The organism is Burkholderia aenigmatica, assembly GCF_902499175.1.
GTDB lineage: Bacteria > Pseudomonadota > Gammaproteobacteria > Burkholderiales > Burkholderiaceae > Burkholderia > Burkholderia aenigmatica.
The window spans coordinates 26,248-45,537 of sequence record NZ_CABVQC010000007.1 but is presented as its reverse complement, the minus strand read 5'-3'; the positions used below and the strand labels follow the sequence as shown (position 1 = coordinate 45,537).

The window sequence follows — 19,290 nt, the reverse complement described above, 5'->3', positions numbered from 1 at the left end:
GACCCACCCCGCGGGCCGGTTCGCCGCGACGCGCGGCGGCGGCCGGCATCGGCAATCGCTTTCGGGACGCCGCTTCCGTGTCTATGCTTCGTGATACGCCGGGCGTCCGTTTCACACGGCCGCCCGGGCAAGCCCAAGCGTCGAAGCACAAAATGATATAGTCCCGGTTACATTTTTTTGCTGCCCGGAACCGCCCATGACGACCGCTCCCGCCCCGACTGCCCGCCCGACCCTGACCGTCGAAATCTGGTCCGACCTGATCTGCCCGTGGTGCTGGATCGGCAAGCGCCGCTTCGACGAGGCGCTCGCCGCGTTCGCGCATGCCGACCGCGTCGACGTCGCGTTGCGCGCGTACCGGCTGATGCCCGGCCAGCCGGTCGAGCCGGTCGAGGCGATGCTCGGCGGCAAGTACCGGATGTCGCCCGCGCAGGTCGACCAGATGCTGCGCCAGGTCGCCGACGCAGCCGCGAGCGTCGGGCTGCGCTACGACCTGCCCGGCACGCTCGTCGGCGACACGCTCGACGGCCACCGGCTCGTGAAGCTCGCGGAAGCGACGGGCCGCGCGCACGCACTGACCGAGCGGCTGTACCGCGCGTATTTCTGCGAGCACGGCTCGCTGTTCGATCACGCCGAGCTGACCGAATTCGCGGTCGAAGCCGGACTCGAGCGCTCGGCCGTCGAAGCCGTGCTGCGTAGCGACCTGTACCGCGACGAAGTCGAAGCCGACGCCGCGCGCGCCGCGCAGATCGGCGGTCGCGGCGTGCCGCTGTTCGTGTTCGGCGGCCGCTACGCGGTGTCGGGCGCGCAGCCGGCCGACGCGTTTGCGCAGGCGCTCGACCAGGCATGGCGCGACGGCATCGTCGAACTCGACGGTGACGACGCAGCCGCCTGCGGCCCCGACGGCTGCGCACTGCCGGCGCGCTCGTAACGCCCGTCGCATCCATCGCGCGCGTCCCGCCCGGACGCGCGACTACGCTTCGCTGCTGCCACAAACCGGCAGGAAGCCTGCGCCGATGGGGTCTACAATGCATCCTTTCAAATAACTATCAGAAGGCTGCAAGCCCATGACCCACGGGATTCACGGCGAGAAGCGCTGGTACGCGCTGATCGTCCTCTGCCTCGGCGTGCTGATGATCGTGCTGGACAGCACGATCGTGAACGTTGCGCTGCCGTCGATCAGCACCGACCTCCATTTCACCGAAACCGCCCTCGTGTGGGTCGTCAACGCGTACCTGCTGACGTTCGGCGGCTGCCTGCTGCTCGGCGGCCGGCTCGGCGACCTGTACGGCCAGCGGCGCATGTTCCTCGCGGGCCTCGTCGTATTCACGCTCGCGTCGCTCGCGTGCGGCCTTGCGCAGTCGCAGACGATGCTGATCGCCGCGCGCGCGGTGCAGGGGATCGGCGGCGCGGTCGTCTCGGCCGTCGCGCTGTCGCTGATCATGAACCTCTTCACCGAGCCCGGCGAACGCGCCCGCGCGATGGGCGTGTACGGCTTCGTCTGCGCAGGTGGCGGCAGCATCGGCGTGCTGCTCGGCGGGCTGCTGACGAGTTCGCTGTCGTGGCACTGGATCTTCCTCGTCAACCTGCCGATCGGCATCGCGGTCTATGCGATGTGCGTCGCGCTGCTGCCGCGCCTGCGCGCGCCGGCCGGTACCGCGCGGCTCGACGTCGCGGGCGCGATCACCGTGACCGCGTCGCTGATGCTGGCCGTCTACGGGATCGTCGGCGGCAACGAAGCCGGCTGGCTGTCGTTGCAGACCGTCGCGCTGATCGGCGCGGCCGTCGCGCTGCTCGCGCTGTTCATTGCGATCGAGGCGCGCGCCGCGCATCCGCTGATGCCGCTCACGCTGTTCGCCGCGCGCAACGTCGCGCTTGCGAACGTGATCGGCGTGCTGTGGGCAGCCGCGATGTTCGCGTGGTTCTTCCTGTCCGCGCTGTACATGCAGCGCGTGCTCGGCTACGGGCCGCTGCAGGTCGGTCTCGCGTTCCTGCCGGCGAACCTGATCATGGCCGCGTTCTCGCTCGGGCTGTCCGCGCGCATCGTGATGCGCTTCGGGATCCGTGGCCCGATCGCGGCCGGCCTGCTGATCGCGGCCTGCGGCCTCGCGCTGTTCTCGCGCGCGCCGGTCGACGGCGGCTTCGTCTGGCACGTGCTGCCCGGCATGACGCTGCTCGGTATCGGCGCGGGCGTCGCGTTCAACCCGATGCTGCTCGCCGCGATGAACGACGTCGATCCGGCCGATTCCGGGCTCGCGTCGGGGATCGTCAACACCGCGTTCATGATGGGCGGCGCGCTCGGCCTCGCCGTGCTCGCGAGCCTCGCGGCCGCCCGCACCGACGTGCTTGCGGCGACGCACGCGCCGCTCGTCGCGCTGAACGGCGGCTACCATGCGGCCTTCGCGTTCGGCGCGGCGTTCGCCGCCGCCGCCGCGCTGATCGGCCTCGCGCTGCGCATCCGGCAGCAGGGTGCGGTCGAAGGCGTCGGCCCCGCGATGCACTGACCGGTGGCCGGCGGCTGGCGATGTCCGCCGCCGCCATCGAACCCGGGCGCGCACAGTCGCGCCCTTTTTACGCGCGGCGGGCTCGGACACCCGCCCGCCGCTTCTCCCGGCCTTTCGGGCCGATCGGCGCGATCGCGCCGGCCACCACGCCCCGCCGCTGTTCAAACGCCTGTTTCACCCCCGCTCCGGATGCCCGCCCCACGGGCTTTCCCCACCGATTTTTAACGCAGTCGTACATCCACGCGCCACTTTTGCGACAATGGCGGACTTTGATCCACGCGCCGCCGCCGAACGCCGCATAACCGTCTGCTTCCGATGTCGCTTCCCCATATCGATCTGCTGTACTCGTTGTCCGGCCTGTTCGTCGGCATCCTCGTCGGCCTGACGGGCGTTGGCGGTGGTTCGTTGATGACGCCGATCCTCGTGCTGCTGTTCGGCGTCCACCCCGCGACGGCGGTCGGTACCGACCTGCTGTACGCGGCCGCGACCAAGGGCACCGGCACGCTCGTCCACGGGCTGAAAGGTTCGATCGACTGGCGCATCACGGGCCGGCTCGCGGCGGGCAGCGTCCCGGCCGCGGCCGTCACGCTGTGGTGGCTGCATACGCACGGGATGAACGCGCCGGGCACCGCGCGGATGATCCAGCTCGTGCTCGGCGTCGCGCTGCTGCTCACGTCGCTCGCGCTGATCTTCCGGCCGCAGCTCACCGCGCTCGCCGCGCGCAACCCGCTCGCGCCGAGCCCCGCGCGTACGCTGTGGTCGACCGTGCTGACAGGCGCCGTGCTCGGCGTGCTCGTGTCGATGACGTCGGTCGGCGCCGGCGCGATCGGCGTGACCGTGCTCCTGCTGCTGTATCCGGCGCTCGCGACAACCCGCATCGTCGGCTCCGACATCGCGCACGCGGTGCCGCTCACGCTCGTCGCGGGCATGGGGCACTGGCTGCTCGGCTCGGTCGACTGGTCGATGCTGCTGTCGCTGCTGCTCGGCTCGCTGCCCGGCATCGTGCTCGGCAGCCTGCTGTCGGCGCGCGCGCCCGAGCGGCTGCTGCGCAACCTGCTCGCCGCGACGCTCGTCGCGGTTGGCGTGCGGCTCGTGCTCGCGTAAGGGGCGCGGCTGCCCCTCCCCCGCAGTTACCCCCGCCGGCGTACGACGCGCCGGCCCGTCTCCCGCTTCACAAAAAAACAGCCCGACCGGCCTACGCCGATCGGGCTGTCGTCCATCCGGGGCGATGCGATCCGCGCACGGCCCGGCGGCGAACCGGCGACACGCATCGCATCGCATTGCCGCAGGCGGCGCACGCCGCCCGCTGCGCTTACTGCCCCTGCTGCTGCAGCTTCTGCTGCTTGAGTTGCTGCGTGCGCATCTGCAGCTTCAGCACGCGCTGCAGCGCGGTGCGGTTGGCCAGGATGCCATCGTAGAAGTTGGCCAGATCGCCCTTCAGCGCGGTCCGCGACGCGTCGTTCAGGTAGATCATGTGGCCCGACGGGTAGTTCTTGATCGTCAGGTTCTGCGCCTTGAGCGTCGGATCGAGCGGCATCTGCGCGAGCGTCAGCTCCGTCTGGTGGAACGGCGTGACGGCGTCGAAATAGCCGTTGGCCGACAGCACCTTCAGGTCCGGGTTCACGCTCATCGTCGACGCCAGGTCGCCGGCCGTGTACAGCGTATTGCCGCCGCCCTTGTTCGCGCCGGTCGGGTCGATGTGGCTGAAGTCCCAGTTGTTGAAGACCTGGTCGTTCAGGTCCACGAACGACGACGTCGACGTGTACTTGAGGTCGGTGTTGATGTAGCTGTTCCACAGCACCGTGTACGCACCGCCGACGTTCGTGATCGACGGATCGTTGCTGCCCGAGTTCGGCAGGATGTACGGCGCGATGCCCTTGCCCGTGAAGTTCGCGCGACCGTCGTACTGGCCGATCTGCGTGCCCGGCACGAGCGTCAGGAAGAACGTGTACGGCGGGTTGTCGTCCGACGACGGCACGTTGCCGAGCGCGGCCGGGTTGCCGAACGTCTGGATCAGCGACGTCGGATCCGTGCCGATGTACGAACCCATCTGCTGCGCGGTCTGCAGGTTCAGGTTCAGTCGCACGTTCACGAAGCCGCCGTCCTGCGGGTTCGGCTTCTGCGCGAGCGGCGCGAGCGTGTTGTCCGCGTAGTTGCGGGCCTGGATCATGTACGCGTCGAGATCGGTCGGCGTCGGGTTGAGCGTCGTCTTCTTCCAGTAGAACGCGTCGGCCGCGAGCGTCGGGAACGTGCCCGGCGCGGACAGCGCGTTCGCGTAGTCGAGGATCGACGACTGCAGCGTGATCCCGTTCAGGTCGATGCCGTCCTCATGCAGCACCCACGACACGACCGCGCTGCGCGCGGTGCCGTACGACTCGCCGTACAGGAACTTCGGCGAGTTCCAGCGCGAGTACTTGGTCAGGTAGCGCTGGATGAAGCGGTCGATCGAGCGGGCATCCTGGTCGGTGCCCCAGAAGTCCTTGTTCTTGGCCGGGGCGATCGCCGCCGAGTAACCGGTGCCGACCGGGTTGATGAACACGAGGTCGGTGCGGTCGAGCAGGCTGTCCGGGTTGTCGAGCAGCTTGTACGGCGCGGGCGGCGTGAAGTTCGGGAACGACGACTGCAGGCGCTTCGGCCCGTACGAGCCGAGCAGCAGGTAGACCGACGACGAGCCGGGGCCGCCGTTGTAGAAGAACGTGACCGGGCGCGGCTTCGACGGATCGGGATTGTCCTGCGTGTACGCGACGTAGAACATCTTCGCGTTCGGCGCCGACGTGGTCGGGTCGATCGTCGTCAGGTGGCCGGTGGTGGCCGTGTAGTTGATGGTCTTGCCGCCGACCGTGACCGTGCGGTGCACGACGGCCGCCCCTTCCGTGGAATCCGTGACCGCGTCGTTCGGCCCGGTGCCGTACACGTCGTTGTCGACGTACGGCTGGTCGGCCGGCGTGGCATTCGTTGCGTTGGTGCTGGCCGACGTGCTGCCGTTGGACGTCGTCGCGGCCGCGTTGGCGGCCGCGGCCGGGCTCGACCCGTCGTCGCCGCCGCACCCCGTGACGAGCAGCGCTGCGGCCGCCGCTGCGGCGAGCGGCACGCTCAGTGTCGTTCCGAATAGCGCGAAACCGTCTTTCAAGGACTTCCGTGTCGTCATTATTGCCTCTCGAACAGAACGATAAATACCGCCGGTCGCAAAGGATCATTTGCGCCGGCGCTCCGCACCAGGAATGCATTCGTTATGCGACGCACTCCGAGTTTTTTACCGGATCGGCAAATACCGATCGGCACGATTTACCCCACCCATATTTTTTTGCGACTGCACAATGAAATCCATTCCACTGCACACGACCATTCAATAATCCGCAGCAATACGAATTCACTCAACGAATTTGCACTTGCACAAAATCGACGGCAAAAACATGCCCCGCAAGGCCCGCCCAACAAGGGCGCCCCGCTTAGAACAGACGAACAATCCCCCTCGGCGAGGTGCCGATTAATCGCAAATCCGCGATCAATCGCGACTCGAGCCGATTTAATAAAATCGAAAGGATCGATTAACTAAATGGAAAGAAATGCCTCGTATCTAGAATTTATTAAATTAAGTGAAAATACCGGCGCATATTAGGGCCCCGATTTACCACCGTAAAGTAATAATTTGTTACGGCACTCGCCATTCCGATAAAAGGCAGTACGGGACCGATTCCAGACCACCCCAAAAAAAAGCCGGACAACTGTCCGGCTTGGTGAGGGCGGCGCGGCGGACGCCGTCAGAGCGGCACGTCGATCGCGCCGGCGCCGACCGTGATCGCGTTCGCACCCGGCGCCGCCGAGATCGGCGGCAGGTTCGCACTCGTCAGCGCGGGCGCGGCGCCCGGCGTGCCGCCGCGCGGCACCGTGCGGATCACCTGCGACGGCGGCAGCGGCGCGCCGTTCTTCAGGTGCTTCCACATCAGGTTCAGCGCCTGCAGGTTGTAGTAGTGAACCGGCACGAAGCGCGTGTCGAAGCCCGGCACCGGCAGGAACGCGTCGAAATGCTGGCCGTTCGTCACCTCGTAGAACGCGAGCTGGCTGCGCCCGCCTTCGCTGATACCGTTCTGCGCGACGTACGCGCGCGATGCGTGGTTCACGGGCACGAGCGCATCGCTGCGGCCCTGCACGATGATCGCCGGCTTGCCCTGCAGGTTCGCGTTCACGCGCACCGCGTCGACGTTCGCGGGCATCCCGAGCATCCCGTTCGTCCACAGCTGGCGCAGGCACAACGCGCCCGCGAAGCTCGCATCGGGCGTCGCGAGCCGGTGGTCGACGCCCGCGCCCGTGTTGAACACGAGGTCGATGCCGGCCGTGGGCGGCACGCCGTTGCCGACGCCGAACACGGCCGGCATCGGCGACGTGGCGGGCGCGGCGACAGCGCCCGTCGCCGGGTTCGTCGTCGCGAAGCTGAAATTGCACAGGTTGTCGGTGACGCGCGAGCGCGTGTACGCGTTCGCGTACGTGACCGCGATCGCCGGCATTGCCTGCGAATCCCACATCGGTGCTTGCAGCAGGTCGGAATCGGCGAGGTAGCCGGCCGCGTGGAGCTGCGCGAGCGCGTCGGCGGCCTGGCTTTGCGTATCGGCGCCCGACACGAGCCCGGCCGCGGCGAGCGTCGCGCAGCGCTGGGTGCGGATCGACTGCGTGGTCGCCACCGGCAGCGCGCTCAGGTACGGCGCGCCGGCGAGCGACGCCGATGCGGCCGCGCACGGCTCCAGCAGGTTCGCGAGCGTCGCGTAATCGGCCAGCGGCCGGCCGAACGACGGCACGGTCTGGCCGCCCGAGCGCACGACCGCATTCGGCGCCATCCGCACGTTGATCTGCGGTTCGCCGACCACGACCGCGGTGATCCAGCCGCGGCTGTCCTGCTCGGCCGCCGCGAGCGACGCACCGCCGCCGTTGCTGACCGACGCGGCGATCGTCGTGATGTCGCCCGCGCGATAGCGCACGCCGTGATGCGAGCCGTCGATCAGCGGTCCGAACTGCTCGTTGAGCGCCCAGTATGCGAACTCGACCGACTGCAGCGTCACGCGCCCCCAGTCCTGCTCGGGGTTCTGCTGCGAATGCGCGTGCTTGAACGCGTAGCGATTCGGGAAGCGGGAATTGAACGTGGCGAGATCGCCGCTGGTGACGTTCGCGGTGAACAGGCTCGCGGTGCCGGCCAGCACCGCGTTGGCGAGCGTGCCGTCGATCAGCGTGACGGTATCCGACATCAGCTCGTGCGCGCCGTTACCGCCGCCCTTGTCGTTGTAGGCCACCGCGCAGCCGCGCTTGAGCGCCCATTCGCCGGCCGCGGAAATCGCGCCGTACACGCCGCGCGAACCCGACGACGTCGCCGTGACGATGCACGGCTGCGCGGGATTGAAGCTGGCGGGCACCTGCACCAGCAGCGTGACGTTCTTGCTGCCGCTGCCGTCGTCGGAATACGCGAGATATTCGGTGCCGGGGATCTTGCCTTCGCCGAGCGTGTCGTTGCCGTCGAGGTCGACGTTCGGCCCCCAGAAGCGGCCGTAGCCGCCGTTCGCGCTCATGTCGACGAGCGCGCGATAGTTCGACCAGATCGCGAGGCGGCGCAGCTCGGCGCTCGTCGGCCGGGCGGCATTCGCGAAAGCGGGGGCGCTCGCCGAGCCGAGGCCGGTCTTGCCGAGGCCGGCCGTCAGCAGGTCGTCGCTCGCGCCGTCATAGGCCGTCGTGCGTACGCTGCCGGACACGAAACCGGGCAACCGGTTGCGCTCGGCCGACTCGTCGCCGTTACAGGCGCCGAGTATCGCAACCGCGGCCAGCGCCGCGCCGAAAACCATCCGCCTGCCCCACCCGAGTCTCGTCATCGCCGCCCTCTCGATATCGTTATCGGTCCGCCGCCGCTTCATGCGGCTCGCGGCCTCTCAAGCGCAAACGGGCCCCGGCATGCCGGGGCCCGCCTGAACACGGGCGCACACGGCGCTCGCGCGCCGCGGCCCGGCATCACTGCTGCTGAACCGTCAGCTTGTTCGCGACCGACGTCACGCCCTTCACGCCCTTGGCTGCAGCTTCGGCCTTGTCGATCTGATCCTGGGCCGGCATCGTGCCTTCCAGCGTGACCGCGCCACCCTTCGAACGCACGACGAGGTTCGACACGTTCACGCCGGCTTCCTTCGAAATCGCCTTGCGCACCGCGTAGCCGAGCTTGCGGTTCGCCTTCTTCGCGGTCTTCGCGGCGGCCTTCGGCGCGCTGGTCGCGGCCGCGGGCGCTTCCGTTGCCGCCGCATCGCTCGACTGCGCATACACGCTGCCCGACAGACAGGCCGCCACGGCGGCGACGCCCAACGCTCTCAACACGATCGACTTCATGCTATCTCCTTATCACTCCGGAACGGCCGTGCACAGTACGGCCGGATACCCCCAAAAACAGCCGGCCCACGCGCGAACGGGCGGGACAGCCGGTGTTTTCCACGGCGATACGAGAGAGGCGAGACGGGCTGGCGGTCGGCGCACGCGAAAAGCGGGCCGGCCGGGCCGGACAGCCGCCGGCCGAACGCGCCCGGTCTGATTGCGTGCCGGGTCGCGCGCAAATCGGGCGCGGCTGCGTCGCACAATGTAATCCAGCGCCCGCGGAAGCGCAAAGCTTTTGACGCGGGGCCGCCCGCCACTGTCGCCGCGGTGCCGCGCCAGGCCGCCCCACTCGCGCACGCGCGGCGAAACCGGGTACCATCGCCGCGAGAATCCCCATCGTCCGCGACGACGGTCACCGATCCGTCACGCCAGCGTCATCCACCGCCGCCATGAAGCCAGCCCGCCCTCGCCCGCCTCGCCGCATCCTCGCCCGCTTCGTCGCGGTGTCGTGGCGCGACCTCGCGCTGTCGATCGGCCCCACCGTGCTGCTCGCCGTCGCGGCCGTCTGGCTCGCGGTCAAGCTGATCCAGCCGGCACCGCCGTCCACGCTCGTGATCTCGTCCGGGCCGCCCGGCAGCACGTACTGGAACGCCGCGCAGAAGTACAAGACGATCCTCGCGAAGAACGGCGTCACGCTCGACGTCCAGTCGTCCGAAGGGTCCGCCCAGAACCTCTCAAGGCTGTCGAACCCGAACGCGCCGGTCGACGTCGGCTTCGTGCAGAGCGGCATCGGCCCGAAGGAGCGCGACGAACACCTCGTGTCGCTCGGCAGCATCGGCTACGTGCCGCTCGCGATCATGTACCGTGGCCCGGTCGTCGCACGCCTGTCCGACTTCAACGGCAAGCGGCTCGCACTCGGCGCGGAAGGCAGCGGCGCGCGCGAGTTGAGCCTCGCGTTGCTGAAGATGAACGGCATCGTGCCGGGCGGTTCGACCGAGCTGCTGCCCACCGCCGGCGAAGATGCGGCCACCGCGCTGCTCGACGGCAAGATCGACGCGGCGTTCCTGTCCGGCGACTCGACGCAGATCCCGGTGATGGCGAAGCTGTTCCGCGCGCCGGGCGTGCACGTGTATTCGTTCACGCAGGCCGAGGCGTACGCGCGCCGCTTTCCGTACCTGACCGCGATCACGCTGCCGATGGGCGTCTACGATCTCGGCCGCAACCTGCCGCCCGCCGACATCCACACGGTTGCGCCGACGATCGAGCTCGTCGCGCGCGACTCGCTGCACCCGGCGCTGTCCGACCTGCTGATCGAGGCCGCCCGCGAGGTGCACGGCCACGCGACGATCCTGCAGCACGCGGGCGAATTCCCGTCGCCGGTCACGCGCGGCTTCCCGCTCTCCGACGACGCCGCGCGCTACTACAAATCGGGCAAGACCTTCCTGTACCGGCGGCTGCCGTTCTGGGTCGCGAGCCTCGTCGACCGGCTGCTCGTCGTGGCCGTGCCGCTGATCGTCGTACTGATCCCCGGGCTGCGGCTCGTGCCGTCGCTGTACGGCTGGCGCGTGCGCTCGCGCATCTACCGCTGGTACGGCGCGCTGATTTCGCTCGAGCGCAGCGCGCTCGGCGAACACACGGCCGAGGAACGCGTGCAGTTGCTCGACGAACTCGACGACATCGAGGAAGCGGTGAACCGGATGAAGATGCCGCTCGCCTATGCCGGGCAGTTCTACGTGCTGCGCGAGCACATCGGCTTCGTGCGCGAACGGCTCACCGCGCACGACCAGGATCCGACGGCCAACCCGCCCGGTGCCGGTGGGCAGCCGCACGCACGTGCCGACACCGCGCCGCCGCAGGCTGGCGATCCCCCCCGGGCGACTCCCGGTTCCGCGTGAGCGGACGATCCGCGATCATTGCCGCATGCGCGCGCCGCCGCGTAACATGAAGGCCGCCGCCAGGCGCCGCACGCCCCACCCACTGGAGATCGACATGACAACCGGCCTCGATACCACCCAGCCCGCCTGGTTCTTCGACTTCGTGTCGCCGTTCTCCTACCTGCTGCTCGAACAGCATGACAAGTGGCCCGACGTGCCGTTCGAACCCGCCGCCGTGTCGTTGATCGACCTGCAGCGTCACTGGGGGCAGCGCTCCGGCGCCGACGTGCCGGCCAAGCGCGTGTTCACGTACCGTCACGCGCTGTTTCGCGCGGAGCAGCTCGGCATCCGCTTCAAGATGCCGCCCGCGCACCCGTTCGAATCGGACAAGCTGCTGCGCCTCGCGATCGCGCTGCGCGCCGATATCGCGACCGTACGGGAGATGTTCCGATTCATCTGGCGCGACGGCAACGATCCGTCGACGCCGGAAGGCTTCGCGGCACTGTGCGAGCGGGTCGGCGTCGGCCACGGCGATGAATTGATCGAGTTCGAGGAGACCACCGCGCAACTGGCCCGCAACAACGCCGACGCGATCGCGCTCGGTGTGTTCGGTGTGCCGACGTTCTGGATGAACCAGCAGCTGTTCTGGGGCGAGGACGCGCTGCCGATGGTGCTGTACTGCGCGCGCACGCCGAACTGGCTCGAATCGCGCGAGGTCAAGCGGATCAGCGCGCTGCCGAAGGGCCGTGCGTGATGGCCGGTATCACGCACGCCAACGCGCGGCTGCGGTAAGGTTACGCTTCACCTGAATCACCCCAACCGATGGAAGACGACGACCGTACCGCCTCGCTCGATATCTGGCTCGTGCGCGTGTTGCGCACGCTGCTGCTCGAGCGCAGCGTCACGCAGGCCGCGCTGCGGCTGAACCAGACCCAGCCCGCGATCAGCACCGCGCTGCGCAAGCTGCGCGAGACGCTGAACGACCCGATCCTCGTGCGCGGCAAATCCGGCATGGTGCCGACCGAATACGGCGCGTCGCTGCTCGAGGCCGCGCAGCGCGCGCTGCGCGAGGTCGACTTCATCGCGACGCCGCACGGCGATTTCGATCCGTCGTCCGCAAGGCGCACGTTCCGCGTCGCCGCGCCCGACTACCTGAACGATTTCTTCATGCCGACGCTGATCGAGCGCTTTCGCGACGCGGCGCCGCATGCCCATCTGGAAATCGATTCGCTGAATCCCGCGCTCGATCACGCGGGCGCGCTCGAATCCGGCGCGCTCGATCTCGTGATCGGCAACTGGCCGAAGCCCGACCCGCAGTTCGCGCGCCAGGACCTGTTCTCCGACACGATCGTGTGCCTGATGCGCGATGCGCACCCGCTCGCACGCGTGCCGCTCACGCGTGAAGCGTATGCGTCGGCCGCGCACGTCGCGCCGACGCCGTACACCGGCGACAAGCGCAACGCGATCGAGATCGGCCTCGCGCGCGCACGCCTCACGCGGCGCATCGTGACGACGCTGCCGTATTTCGGGATCGTCCCGCAGGTGCTGCTGCAGTCGGACCTGATCTTCACGACGACGCGCCGCTTCGCGACGCACTATGCGCAGTTGCTGCCGCTCGTGGTCGTCACGCCGCCCGTACCGTTCCCGCGCATCAAGAGCTACCTGCTCACGCATCCGCAGCCCGACCGCCCGACCGACATCGCGTGGCTGTGCGCGCTGATGCAGAGCGTGTCCGACGAGCTGACGGTTCCCCGCAGCCGCAAGCGCTGAGCCGCGGCGCAAAACGCGGCACGGCCGCTCGAGTTCAGGCCGTGCAGAAGGTTTCCTGCAGATGGGTCCAGCGCACGACGCCCGCCGCGTCGCGCTCGAACACGGCGGTTGCACGGCGCGCAGGCAGTTCGCCCGAAGCCGCGTGCTGCGCTTCGAGATAGGTGAGCGTCGCATGCGACGCGTCGGCCGCAAGTACGCGAGTGTCCGACAGCGTGATGCGCAGCCCCGGCTTCGCGCCGGCGAGCTTTGCGAACAGTGCGCGCGTACCGTCGTGGTCGACCTCGCGGCCGTCGGTCAGGATCATCGTGAAATCGGCGGAAAACGGTGCGAGCATCGCGTCGAGCGCCTCGGGCGCGGTATCGACGCCGGATAGCCAGCGCTCGATGGCGACGAGGCTCGATTCGAGCGTGTCGAGATAAACCTGATGATCGGACATGGCATGTGCACGGTAAGGCGCGGCCCGATGCCGCGCGTCGTCGTGCAGTGTATGCAAAAACGCGCGGCCCTGCGCTGGCCGCGCGGCGCTACCGCGCGCAGGACACGTCGTCGCGTGCCCGCCCCGCTGCGGCTGCCTTCGCTTCGGCCACCGGCATGCCCGAGCGCGCCTGCAGCAGCTCCGCGCACACGGCCACCGCGATCGCGCCCGGCGCCTTGTCGACGATGCCCGCGACGCCGATCGGGCACACCATCTCCACGAGCCGCGCCGGATCGACGCCGCGCGCGGCAAGCCGCCGCTCGAACTTCACGCGCTTGGTGCGCGAGCCGATCATCCCGAAGTACGCGTAGTCGCGCCGCCGCATGATCTGCGCGGCGAGCGAGAAGTCGAGCGCGTGGTTGTGCGTCATCACGAGGAAGTACGCGCCGGGCGGCGCCGCGTCGACGACGGCCTCCGGCGTGTCGGTCGGCTCCGGCTGCACGTTCGGCGGACATTCGTCCGGGAACAGCTCGTCGCGCGTATCGACCCACTGCACGACGCACGGCAGCGCGCCGAACAGCGTGACGAGCGCGTGACCGACGTGCCCGGCGCCGAACAGCACGATGTGCATCGGCGCCGGCGTGCCGGTCGCGCGGTTGCGCTGGCCGGTGCCCGGCGCGAACGCCGGGGTCGACGCGGTGCGGAGCGAGCGTGCGGGGCCGTTCATGTCAGCCTCCGCCGGGCCGCCCCAAGGAGGCTGACCGCCCCCACGGGGGGCAGCGAACGAAGAGAACGTGGGGGCCGTTTCATCTCAGCCTGCCTTCGCCGCACGCACTGCGCTGACCGCGCGCAGGATCGACTCGCCGGTAGCCGGCGCATCGAGCGGCGGGTTCACCTTGTAGTCGCCGACCGCGGCCACGGCATCGCGCACCGCGAAGAACACCGAGAACGGCAGCAGCAGCGGCGGCTCGCCGACGGCCTTCGAACGGTGGATGCTGTCCTCGACGTTGCGGTTCTTGAACAGCTGCACGTTGAATTCGGGCGGCGTGTCGTTCACCGTCGGGATCTTGTACGTGGACGGCGCATGCGTCATCAGCTTGCCGCCCTGGTTCCACCACAGCTCCTCGGTCGTGAGCCAGCCCATCCCCTGGATGAACGCGCCTTCGACCTGGCCGATATCGAGCGCCGGGTTCAGCGACGCGCCCACGTCGTGCAGTGCATCGACGCGCAGCGTGCGCATCTCGCCCGTCAGCGTGTCGATCACGACTTCCGACACGGCCGCGCCGTACGAGTAGTAGTAGAACGGCCGGCCCTGCAGCTTCGACTGATCCCAGTACAGCTTAGGCGTCGCGTAGAAACCGTCGGACCACAGCTGCACGCGCGCGAGGTACGCCTTCGCGATCACTTCGCCGAACGGCACGCCGTTGCCGCCGACCCACACGAAGTCGTTGCCGAACTTCACGTCGGCCGCATCGACCTTGCCGTCGCCGAACTGCTTCGCCGCGAACACCGCGAGCCGCTCGCGCAACTGGCGCGCCGCATCCTGCGCGGCCTTGCCGTTCAGGTCCGAGCCCGTCGACGCGGCCGTCGCGGACGTGTTCGCGACCTTGCTGGTGTCGGTCGCCGTCACGCGGATCCGGCCGAAGCGGATGCCGAGCTCATGCGCGACGACCTGCGCGACCTTCGTGTTGAGCCCCTGCCCCATCTCCGTGCCGCCGTGGTTCACGAGCACCGAGCCGTCGGTGTAGATGTGCACCAGCGCGCCGGCCTGGTTGAAGTGCGTGACGTTGAACGCAATGCCGAACTTCACCGGCGTGATCGCGATGCCCTTCTTCAGCACCGTGTTGCGCGCGTTGAATGCGCGCACGCCCGCGCGCCGCGCGCGGTAGTCGCTCGTCGCCTCGAGTTCGCCGAGCAGTTCCTGCAGCACATTGTCCTCGACCGTCTGCCCGTACGGCGTGACGTTGCGTTCGGTCTTGCCGTACAGGTTCGCGTAACGGACGTCGAGCGGATCGCGATCGAGCGAACGCGCGACGTCGTCGAGGATGTACTCGATCGCGAACGCGCCCTGCGGGCCGCCGAACCCGCGGAACGCGGTGTTCGACTGCGTGTTGGTCTTGCCGCAGTAGCCGGCGATGTTCACGTCGCCCAGCCAGTATGCGTTGTCGAAGTGGCACACCGCGCGCGTCATCACCGGGCCCGACAGGTCGGCCGAGAAGCCGCAGCGCGACGTCATGTCGAGCGCCACGCCGTCGATGCGGCCGTCGTCGTCGTAGCCGACGTCGAAGCGGTAATGGAAATCGTGCCGCTTGCCGGTGATCATCATGTCGTCGTCGCGGTCCGGACGCAGCTTCACCGGGCACAGCAGCTTCCATGCGGCAAGCGCCGCGCAGCACGCGAACAGGCCCGACTGCGATTCCTTGCCGCCGAACCCGCCGCCCATCCGGCGGCATTCGACGAGCACGTTGTGCGACGCGACGCCGAGCACGTGCGCGACGAGGTGCTGCATCTCGCTCGGGTGCTGCGTCGAGCAGTACACGTGCATCCCGTCGTCGTCCTTCGGCACCGCGTACGCGATCTGCCCTTCGAGGTAGAACTGCTCCTGGCCGCCGAGCAGCATTTCGCCCGACTTGCGGTGCGGCGCGACGGCGAGCCGCGCAGCCGCGTCGCCGCGCGCGAGCTTCAGCGGCGGGATCACGTAGGTTTCGGCCGCGCGCGCTTCCTGCGCGGTGAGGATCGCCGGCAGCTCCTCGTAGTCGACCTGTGCGCGGCGCGCGGCGAGCCGCGCGGTTTCATGCGACGTCGCGACGACGATGAACATCGGCTGGCCGACGAACTGCACGATGCCCTTCGCGAGCACCGGGTCGTCGTGGATGATCGGGCCGCAATCGTTGACGCCCGGGATGTCGTCGGCCGTAAACACGGCGACCACGCCCGGCGTCGCGCGCACCGCGTCGAAGTTCATCGACACGATCCGCGCATGCGGCTTCGCCGACAGGCCGAGCGCCGCGTGCAGCGTGCCGGCGACGACCGGGATGTCGTCGGTGTAGGTGGCACGCCCGCTCACGTGAAGGTGCGCGGATTCGTGCGCGCGCGAGACGTGCACCTGCGCGGCGTCGGCTTGCGGGTCGAGGGTGCTCAGGAACGGTTCTGCTTGCTGGTTCATGTTCGGTGTTCTCCGTCTTCAGACGCGCGCCGCGTCGGTGCCGACTTCAGCGGCCACTTCACGCACATTCAGGGCTTGCGGCGGCAGCGGGTCGTGCGGGCGCGTCTCCAGCCAGAATCGGTACATCAGGTTTTTCGCGGTATCGAGGCGATACGTGTTCGTCGCGCGCATGTCGGACAGCGGCTGGTAGTCGCGCTCGAGCGCCTGCATCGCGGCCTGCGCGGTGGCTTCGTGCCACTGCGCGCCGTCGAGCACGGCTTCCGTGTGGGCCGCGCGCTTCGGCGTCGCGGCCATCCCGCCGAACGCGATGCGCGGCTCGCGGATCATGTCGCCGTCCGCGATGAACGCGAACGCCGCGCACACGGCCGAGATGTCGGAGTCGAACCGCTTCGACAGCTTGTAGGTACGGAACTGCAGCTTCTCGCGCGCGCCGGTGCGGGTCGGCACCTTCAGGCCGACGACGAATTCGTGCGGCGCCATGTCCTTCTGCTGGTAGCCCGTGTACAGCGCCTCGAGCGGCAGCTCGCGCACCGTGTCGCCGCCGCGCAGCACCACGCGCGCGCCGAGCGCGATCAGGCCCGGCATCGAGTCGCCGATCGGCGAGCCGTTCGCGACGTTGCCGCCGATCGTGCCCGCGTTGCGGATCGGCAGCGACGCGAAGCGCTTCCACATCTCGATCAGCTCCGGATACGTACCAGCCAGCGCCGCATACGCGTTCTCGACCGTCACGCCCGCGCCGATCTCGATCCAGTCGCCGCGTTCCACGACGCGCTGCAGTTCGGCGATCTGGCCGACGTAGATCAGGTCGTCGAGCCGGCGCATCTGCTTGGTGACCCACAGGCCGATGTCGGTGCTGCCTGCGAGGATGCGCGCGTCCGGCCGCTCGGCCTTCAGCGCGGCCAGCGCGTCGAGCGTGCGCGGCGCCGCGAAGCGCGCACCGTTGATCGTCGTGTAGTCGAAGGTGTCGTCGCGCTTGAGCGACGCGAGCGTGCGGGCCAGCGCGGCCGTGTCGACCGGCGCCGACGGCGCCGGTGCATCGAACATCTGCACGGCCGCATCGACGATCGGGCGATAGCCGGTGCAGCGGCACAGGTTGCCCGTCAGCGCATCGGCGATCTCAGTGCGCGTCGGCACGTCCTTCGCCTTCGCACACGCGCTGCCGCAGCCTTCGTGGCCGTGCTTCTCGTAAAGTGCCCACATCGACATCACGAAGCCGGGCGTGCAGAACCCGCATTGCGAACCATGGCAGTCGACCATCGCCTGCTGCACCGGATGCAGCGAGCCGTCCGGCTGGCGCAGGTCCTCGACCGTCAGCAGCGCCTTGCCGTCGAGCGTCGGCAGGAACTGGATGCATGCGTTGACGGCCTTGAACTCGACCGCGCCGGCGTCGGTCAGCTCGCCGACGACGACCGTGCACGCGCCGCAGTCGCCTTCCGCGCAGCCTTCCTTGGTGCCGGTGCAATGCGCGTCCTCGCGCAGGTATTGCAGCACGGTGCGGGTAACGTCCGCGCCGCTGACTTCGCGGATCGCGTGACGATGGTAGAAGCGGATCGGCTCACTCATGTCTCGATGATTCTTCAAATGGGGGCAAGGCGGCCTGCGCAGTGCACTCGACCGACGTTTTTCTGACAGTTTGCACGCTATCACCATCAAATTCCGCAACCCATAGCCCATCACGCATGGGGCCCATATAACTGCCGCGATATGAGCGCCGGGGCCGCTCGGCGGCCTTTCCACGTGGGGCTCCCAGGCCCTTCCCTGCGCCCCCGCAACCGTCCGTCATCCTCAAAAACAGGTCGCGATTAACTAAATGGTACCTGCGTGAAAACCGGTTCCATGGGAAAATCCCGATTCCCTTTTTCGCCGTCCCCCGTCCGCTTCGTTCATTCGTTCCGACCCCATGTCAACCGATTCCGCCACACCGCCGCGCAGCGGGTTCGCGGTCACGCTGCAAATCGTGTCCGTCGTCTGCTTCACGTTCATCTGCTACCTGACCATCGGCCTGCCGCTCGCGGTGCTGCCGGGCTTCGTCCATGACGACCTCGGCTTCTCCGCGATCGTCGCGGGCGGTGCGATCAGCGTCCAGTACTTCGCGACGCTCGCATCGCGGCCGCTCGCGGGGCGCCTGGCCGATACGCTCGGGCCGAAGCAGACGGTGCTGCGCGGGCTGGTCGGTTGCGGTGTGTCGGGTGTGCTGCTGCTCGTCGCGCTGCTGCTCGCGCACTGGCCGGTCGCGAGCCTCGTGCTGCTGGTCGCGAGCCGGCTCGTGCTCGGCGTCGGCGAGAGCCTGTGCGGCACCGGCGCGATCCTGTGGGGCATCGGCCGGGTCGGCGTCACGCACAACGCGAAGGTGATCTCGTGGAACGGCATCGCGACCTACGGCGCGCTCGCGCTCGGCGCGCCGGTCGGCGTCGCGATCGCGCATACGCTGAATCCGGCGCTGATCGGCGTGATCGTGATCGCGCTGGCCGCGACCGGCTTCTACCTCGCGCGCCTGATCGCTTCCGTGCCGCTCGTGCACGGCGAGCGGATGTCGTATGCGAGCGTGTTCACGCGCGTGCTGCCGCACGGCCTCGGCCTCGCGCTCGGCTCGGCCGGCTTCGGCTCGATCGCGACCTTCGTCACGCTGTACTACGCGGCGCGCCACTGGCCGAACGCCGCGCTGTCGCTGACCGTGTTCGGCACGCTGTTCATCGGTGCGCGCCTGCTGTTCGCGAACACGATCAAGATCTACGGCGGCTTCCGCGTCGCGATCGTGTCGTTCGCATTCGAATGCTCGGGCCTCGTGCTGCTGTGGCTCGCGCCCGTGCCGCACGTCGCGCTCGTCGGCGCCGCGCTGACGGGCTTCGGCTTCGCGCTGATCTTCCCGGCGCTCGGCGTCGAAGCCGTCGCGCTCGTGCCGCCCGCGAGCCGCGGCGCGGCGCTGTCCGCGTATTCGGTGTTCCTCGACCTGTCGCTCGGCATCACGGGCCCGCTCGCCGGCTATGTCGCGGGCGCGTTCGGCTATCCGCAGGTGTTCCTGTTCGCGGCGGTGGCGGCTGCCGCGGGCGTGGCGCTGTCGATGGTGCTGTACCAGCGGCAGGCGCGGGTCGAGGGAAGCAGCGCGGCGGCCTGAGCGCGTCGCTTGCCGCACGGAGGCCGGTCGCGCGGTTGTCACCGCCGGCCGCCCAAAAGAAAACGCCCGCATCGCGCGGGCGTTTTTGTATCCGGACGGGGCCGGTACGGCGG

The 19,290-nt window shown here is 68.9% G+C and carries 14 protein-coding genes; 7 read left to right on the top strand and 7 right to left on the bottom strand.

The features are described 5' to 3' along the window. Nucleotides 1-196: 196 nt before the first annotated feature. The 3 genes from BDO18943_RS07155 (at nucleotide 197) to BDO18943_RS07145 (ending at nucleotide 3,605) form a co-directional block, all read left to right on the top strand. A complete protein-coding gene (locus BDO18943_RS07155; RefSeq protein WP_175021805.1) occupies nucleotides 197-928 on the top strand; it encodes a DsbA family oxidoreductase in 732 nt (243 codons plus the stop codon). Nucleotides 929-1,064: 136 nt separating this feature from the next. After that, nucleotides 1,065-2,501: a DHA2 family efflux MFS transporter permease subunit gene (locus BDO18943_RS07150; RefSeq protein ID WP_175021804.1), complete on the top strand. Its 1,437-nt coding sequence runs from the start codon at nucleotides 1,065-1,067 to the stop codon at nucleotides 2,499-2,501. A 315-nt stretch (nucleotides 2,502-2,816) separates the two neighbouring features. Then, nucleotides 2,817-3,605 carry a sulfite exporter TauE/SafE family protein gene (locus BDO18943_RS07145; protein ID WP_175021803.1) on the top strand — a complete coding sequence of 263 codons (789 nt, stop codon included), beginning with the start codon at nucleotides 2,817-2,819 and terminating at the stop codon, nucleotides 3,603-3,605. Nucleotides 3,606-3,813: 208 nt separating this feature from the next. Here BDO18943_RS07145 and BDO18943_RS07140 read toward each other — a convergent pair whose 3' ends face one another. From BDO18943_RS07140 to BDO18943_RS07130, 3 genes are all read right to left on the bottom strand, one after another. Continuing rightward, a complete protein-coding gene (locus tag BDO18943_RS07140; RefSeq protein ID WP_043189334.1) occupies nucleotides 3,814-5,649 on the bottom strand; it encodes a S10 family peptidase in 1,836 nt (611 codons plus the stop codon). Between the two features lie 613 nt (nucleotides 5,650-6,262). Next, entirely contained in the window at nucleotides 6,263-8,353 is a 2,091-nt protein-coding gene (locus tag BDO18943_RS07135; protein WP_175021802.1) for a D-(-)-3-hydroxybutyrate oligomer hydrolase, read from the bottom strand. A 136-nt stretch (nucleotides 8,354-8,489) separates the two neighbouring features. Beyond that, a complete protein-coding gene (locus tag BDO18943_RS07130; RefSeq protein ID WP_043189339.1) occupies nucleotides 8,490-8,855 on the bottom strand; it encodes a BON domain-containing protein in 366 nt (121 codons plus the stop codon). 431 nt (nucleotides 8,856-9,286) lie between these two features. Here BDO18943_RS07130 and BDO18943_RS07125 point away from each other — a divergent pair, with 431 nt between their 5' ends. The 3 genes from BDO18943_RS07125 to BDO18943_RS07115 all read left to right on the top strand — a co-directional run bounded on the left by BDO18943_RS07125 (nucleotide 9,287) and on the right by BDO18943_RS07115 (nucleotide 12,481). Continuing rightward, entirely contained in the window at nucleotides 9,287-10,732 is a 1,446-nt protein-coding gene (locus tag BDO18943_RS07125) for a TAXI family TRAP transporter solute-binding subunit (RefSeq protein WP_043189342.1), read from the top strand. A 94-nt stretch (nucleotides 10,733-10,826) separates the two neighbouring features. After that, nucleotides 10,827-11,465: a DsbA family protein gene (locus BDO18943_RS07120; protein WP_175021801.1), complete on the top strand. Its 639-nt coding sequence runs from the start codon at nucleotides 10,827-10,829 to the stop codon at nucleotides 11,463-11,465. A 68-nt stretch (nucleotides 11,466-11,533) separates the two neighbouring features. After that, nucleotides 11,534-12,481: a LysR family transcriptional regulator gene (locus BDO18943_RS07115; protein ID WP_043189348.1), complete on the top strand. Its 948-nt coding sequence runs from the start codon at nucleotides 11,534-11,536 to the stop codon at nucleotides 12,479-12,481. A 34-nt stretch (nucleotides 12,482-12,515) separates the two neighbouring features. Here BDO18943_RS07115 and BDO18943_RS07110 read toward each other — a convergent pair whose 3' ends face one another. The 4 genes from BDO18943_RS07110 to xdhA all read right to left on the bottom strand — a co-directional run bounded on the left by BDO18943_RS07110 (nucleotide 12,516) and on the right by xdhA (nucleotide 17,625). Continuing rightward, entirely contained in the window at nucleotides 12,516-12,917 is a 402-nt protein-coding gene (locus tag BDO18943_RS07110) for a nuclear transport factor 2 family protein (RefSeq protein ID WP_175021800.1), read from the bottom strand. Between the two features lie 88 nt (nucleotides 12,918-13,005). After that, a complete protein-coding gene (xdhC, locus tag BDO18943_RS07105; protein WP_175021799.1) occupies nucleotides 13,006-13,623 on the bottom strand; it encodes a xanthine dehydrogenase accessory protein XdhC in 618 nt (205 codons plus the stop codon). Nucleotides 13,624-13,707: 84 nt separating this feature from the next. Further along, entirely contained in the window at nucleotides 13,708-16,062 is a 2,355-nt protein-coding gene (xdhB, locus tag BDO18943_RS07100; RefSeq protein ID WP_175021798.1) for a xanthine dehydrogenase molybdopterin binding subunit, read from the bottom strand. An 18-nt stretch (nucleotides 16,063-16,080) separates the two neighbouring features. Then, nucleotides 16,081-17,625: a xanthine dehydrogenase small subunit gene (xdhA, locus tag BDO18943_RS07095; protein ID WP_175021797.1), complete on the bottom strand. Its 1,545-nt coding sequence runs from the start codon at nucleotides 17,623-17,625 to the stop codon at nucleotides 16,081-16,083. 337 nt (nucleotides 17,626-17,962) lie between these two features. Between xdhA and BDO18943_RS07090 the strand changes: the two genes are divergently transcribed. Then, the gene (locus tag BDO18943_RS07090; protein WP_175021796.1) at nucleotides 17,963-19,177 is read left to right on the top strand and encodes an MFS transporter; all 1,215 of its coding nucleotides are present in this window, start codon (nucleotides 17,963-17,965) and stop codon (nucleotides 19,175-19,177) included. Nucleotides 19,178-19,290: the final 113 nt, after the last annotated feature.

What these genes read in the sequence shown, in the direction of transcription:
- BDO18943_RS07125 (WP_043189342.1), top strand. Translation starts at nt 9,287, where the DNA reads ATGAAGCCAGCCCGCCCTCGCCCGCCTCGCCGCATCCTCGCCCGCTTC.
- BDO18943_RS07110 (WP_175021800.1), bottom strand. Translation starts at nt 12,917, where the DNA reads ATGTCCGATCATCAGGTTTATCTCGACACGCTCGAATCGAGCCTCGTC.
- xdhA (WP_175021797.1), bottom strand. Translation starts at nt 17,625, where the DNA reads ATGAGTGAGCCGATCCGCTTCTACCATCGTCACGCGATCCGCGAAGTC.
- BDO18943_RS07115 (WP_043189348.1), top strand. Translation starts at nt 11,534, where the DNA reads ATGGAAGACGACGACCGTACCGCCTCGCTCGATATCTGGCTCGTGCGC.
- xdhB (WP_175021798.1), bottom strand. Translation starts at nt 16,062, where the DNA reads ATGAACCAGCAAGCAGAACCGTTCCTGAGCACCCTCGACCCGCAAGCC.
- BDO18943_RS07155 (WP_175021805.1), top strand. Translation starts at nt 197, where the DNA reads ATGACGACCGCTCCCGCCCCGACTGCCCGCCCGACCCTGACCGTCGAA.
- BDO18943_RS07120 (WP_175021801.1), top strand. Translation starts at nt 10,827, where the DNA reads ATGACAACCGGCCTCGATACCACCCAGCCCGCCTGGTTCTTCGACTTC.
- BDO18943_RS07130 (WP_043189339.1), bottom strand. Translation starts at nt 8,855, where the DNA reads ATGAAGTCGATCGTGTTGAGAGCGTTGGGCGTCGCCGCCGTGGCGGCC.
- BDO18943_RS07090 (WP_175021796.1), top strand. Translation starts at nt 17,963, where the DNA reads ATGTCAACCGATTCCGCCACACCGCCGCGCAGCGGGTTCGCGGTCACG.
- BDO18943_RS07150 (WP_175021804.1), top strand. Translation starts at nt 1,065, where the DNA reads ATGACCCACGGGATTCACGGCGAGAAGCGCTGGTACGCGCTGATCGTC.
- xdhC (WP_175021799.1), bottom strand. Translation starts at nt 13,623, where the DNA reads ATGAACGGCCCCGCACGCTCGCTCCGCACCGCGTCGACCCCGGCGTTC.
- BDO18943_RS07140 (WP_043189334.1), bottom strand. Translation starts at nt 5,649, where the DNA reads ATGACGACACGGAAGTCCTTGAAAGACGGTTTCGCGCTATTCGGAACG.
- BDO18943_RS07145 (WP_175021803.1), top strand. Translation starts at nt 2,817, where the DNA reads ATGTCGCTTCCCCATATCGATCTGCTGTACTCGTTGTCCGGCCTGTTC.
- BDO18943_RS07135 (WP_175021802.1), bottom strand. Translation starts at nt 8,353, where the DNA reads ATGACGAGACTCGGGTGGGGCAGGCGGATGGTTTTCGGCGCGGCGCTG.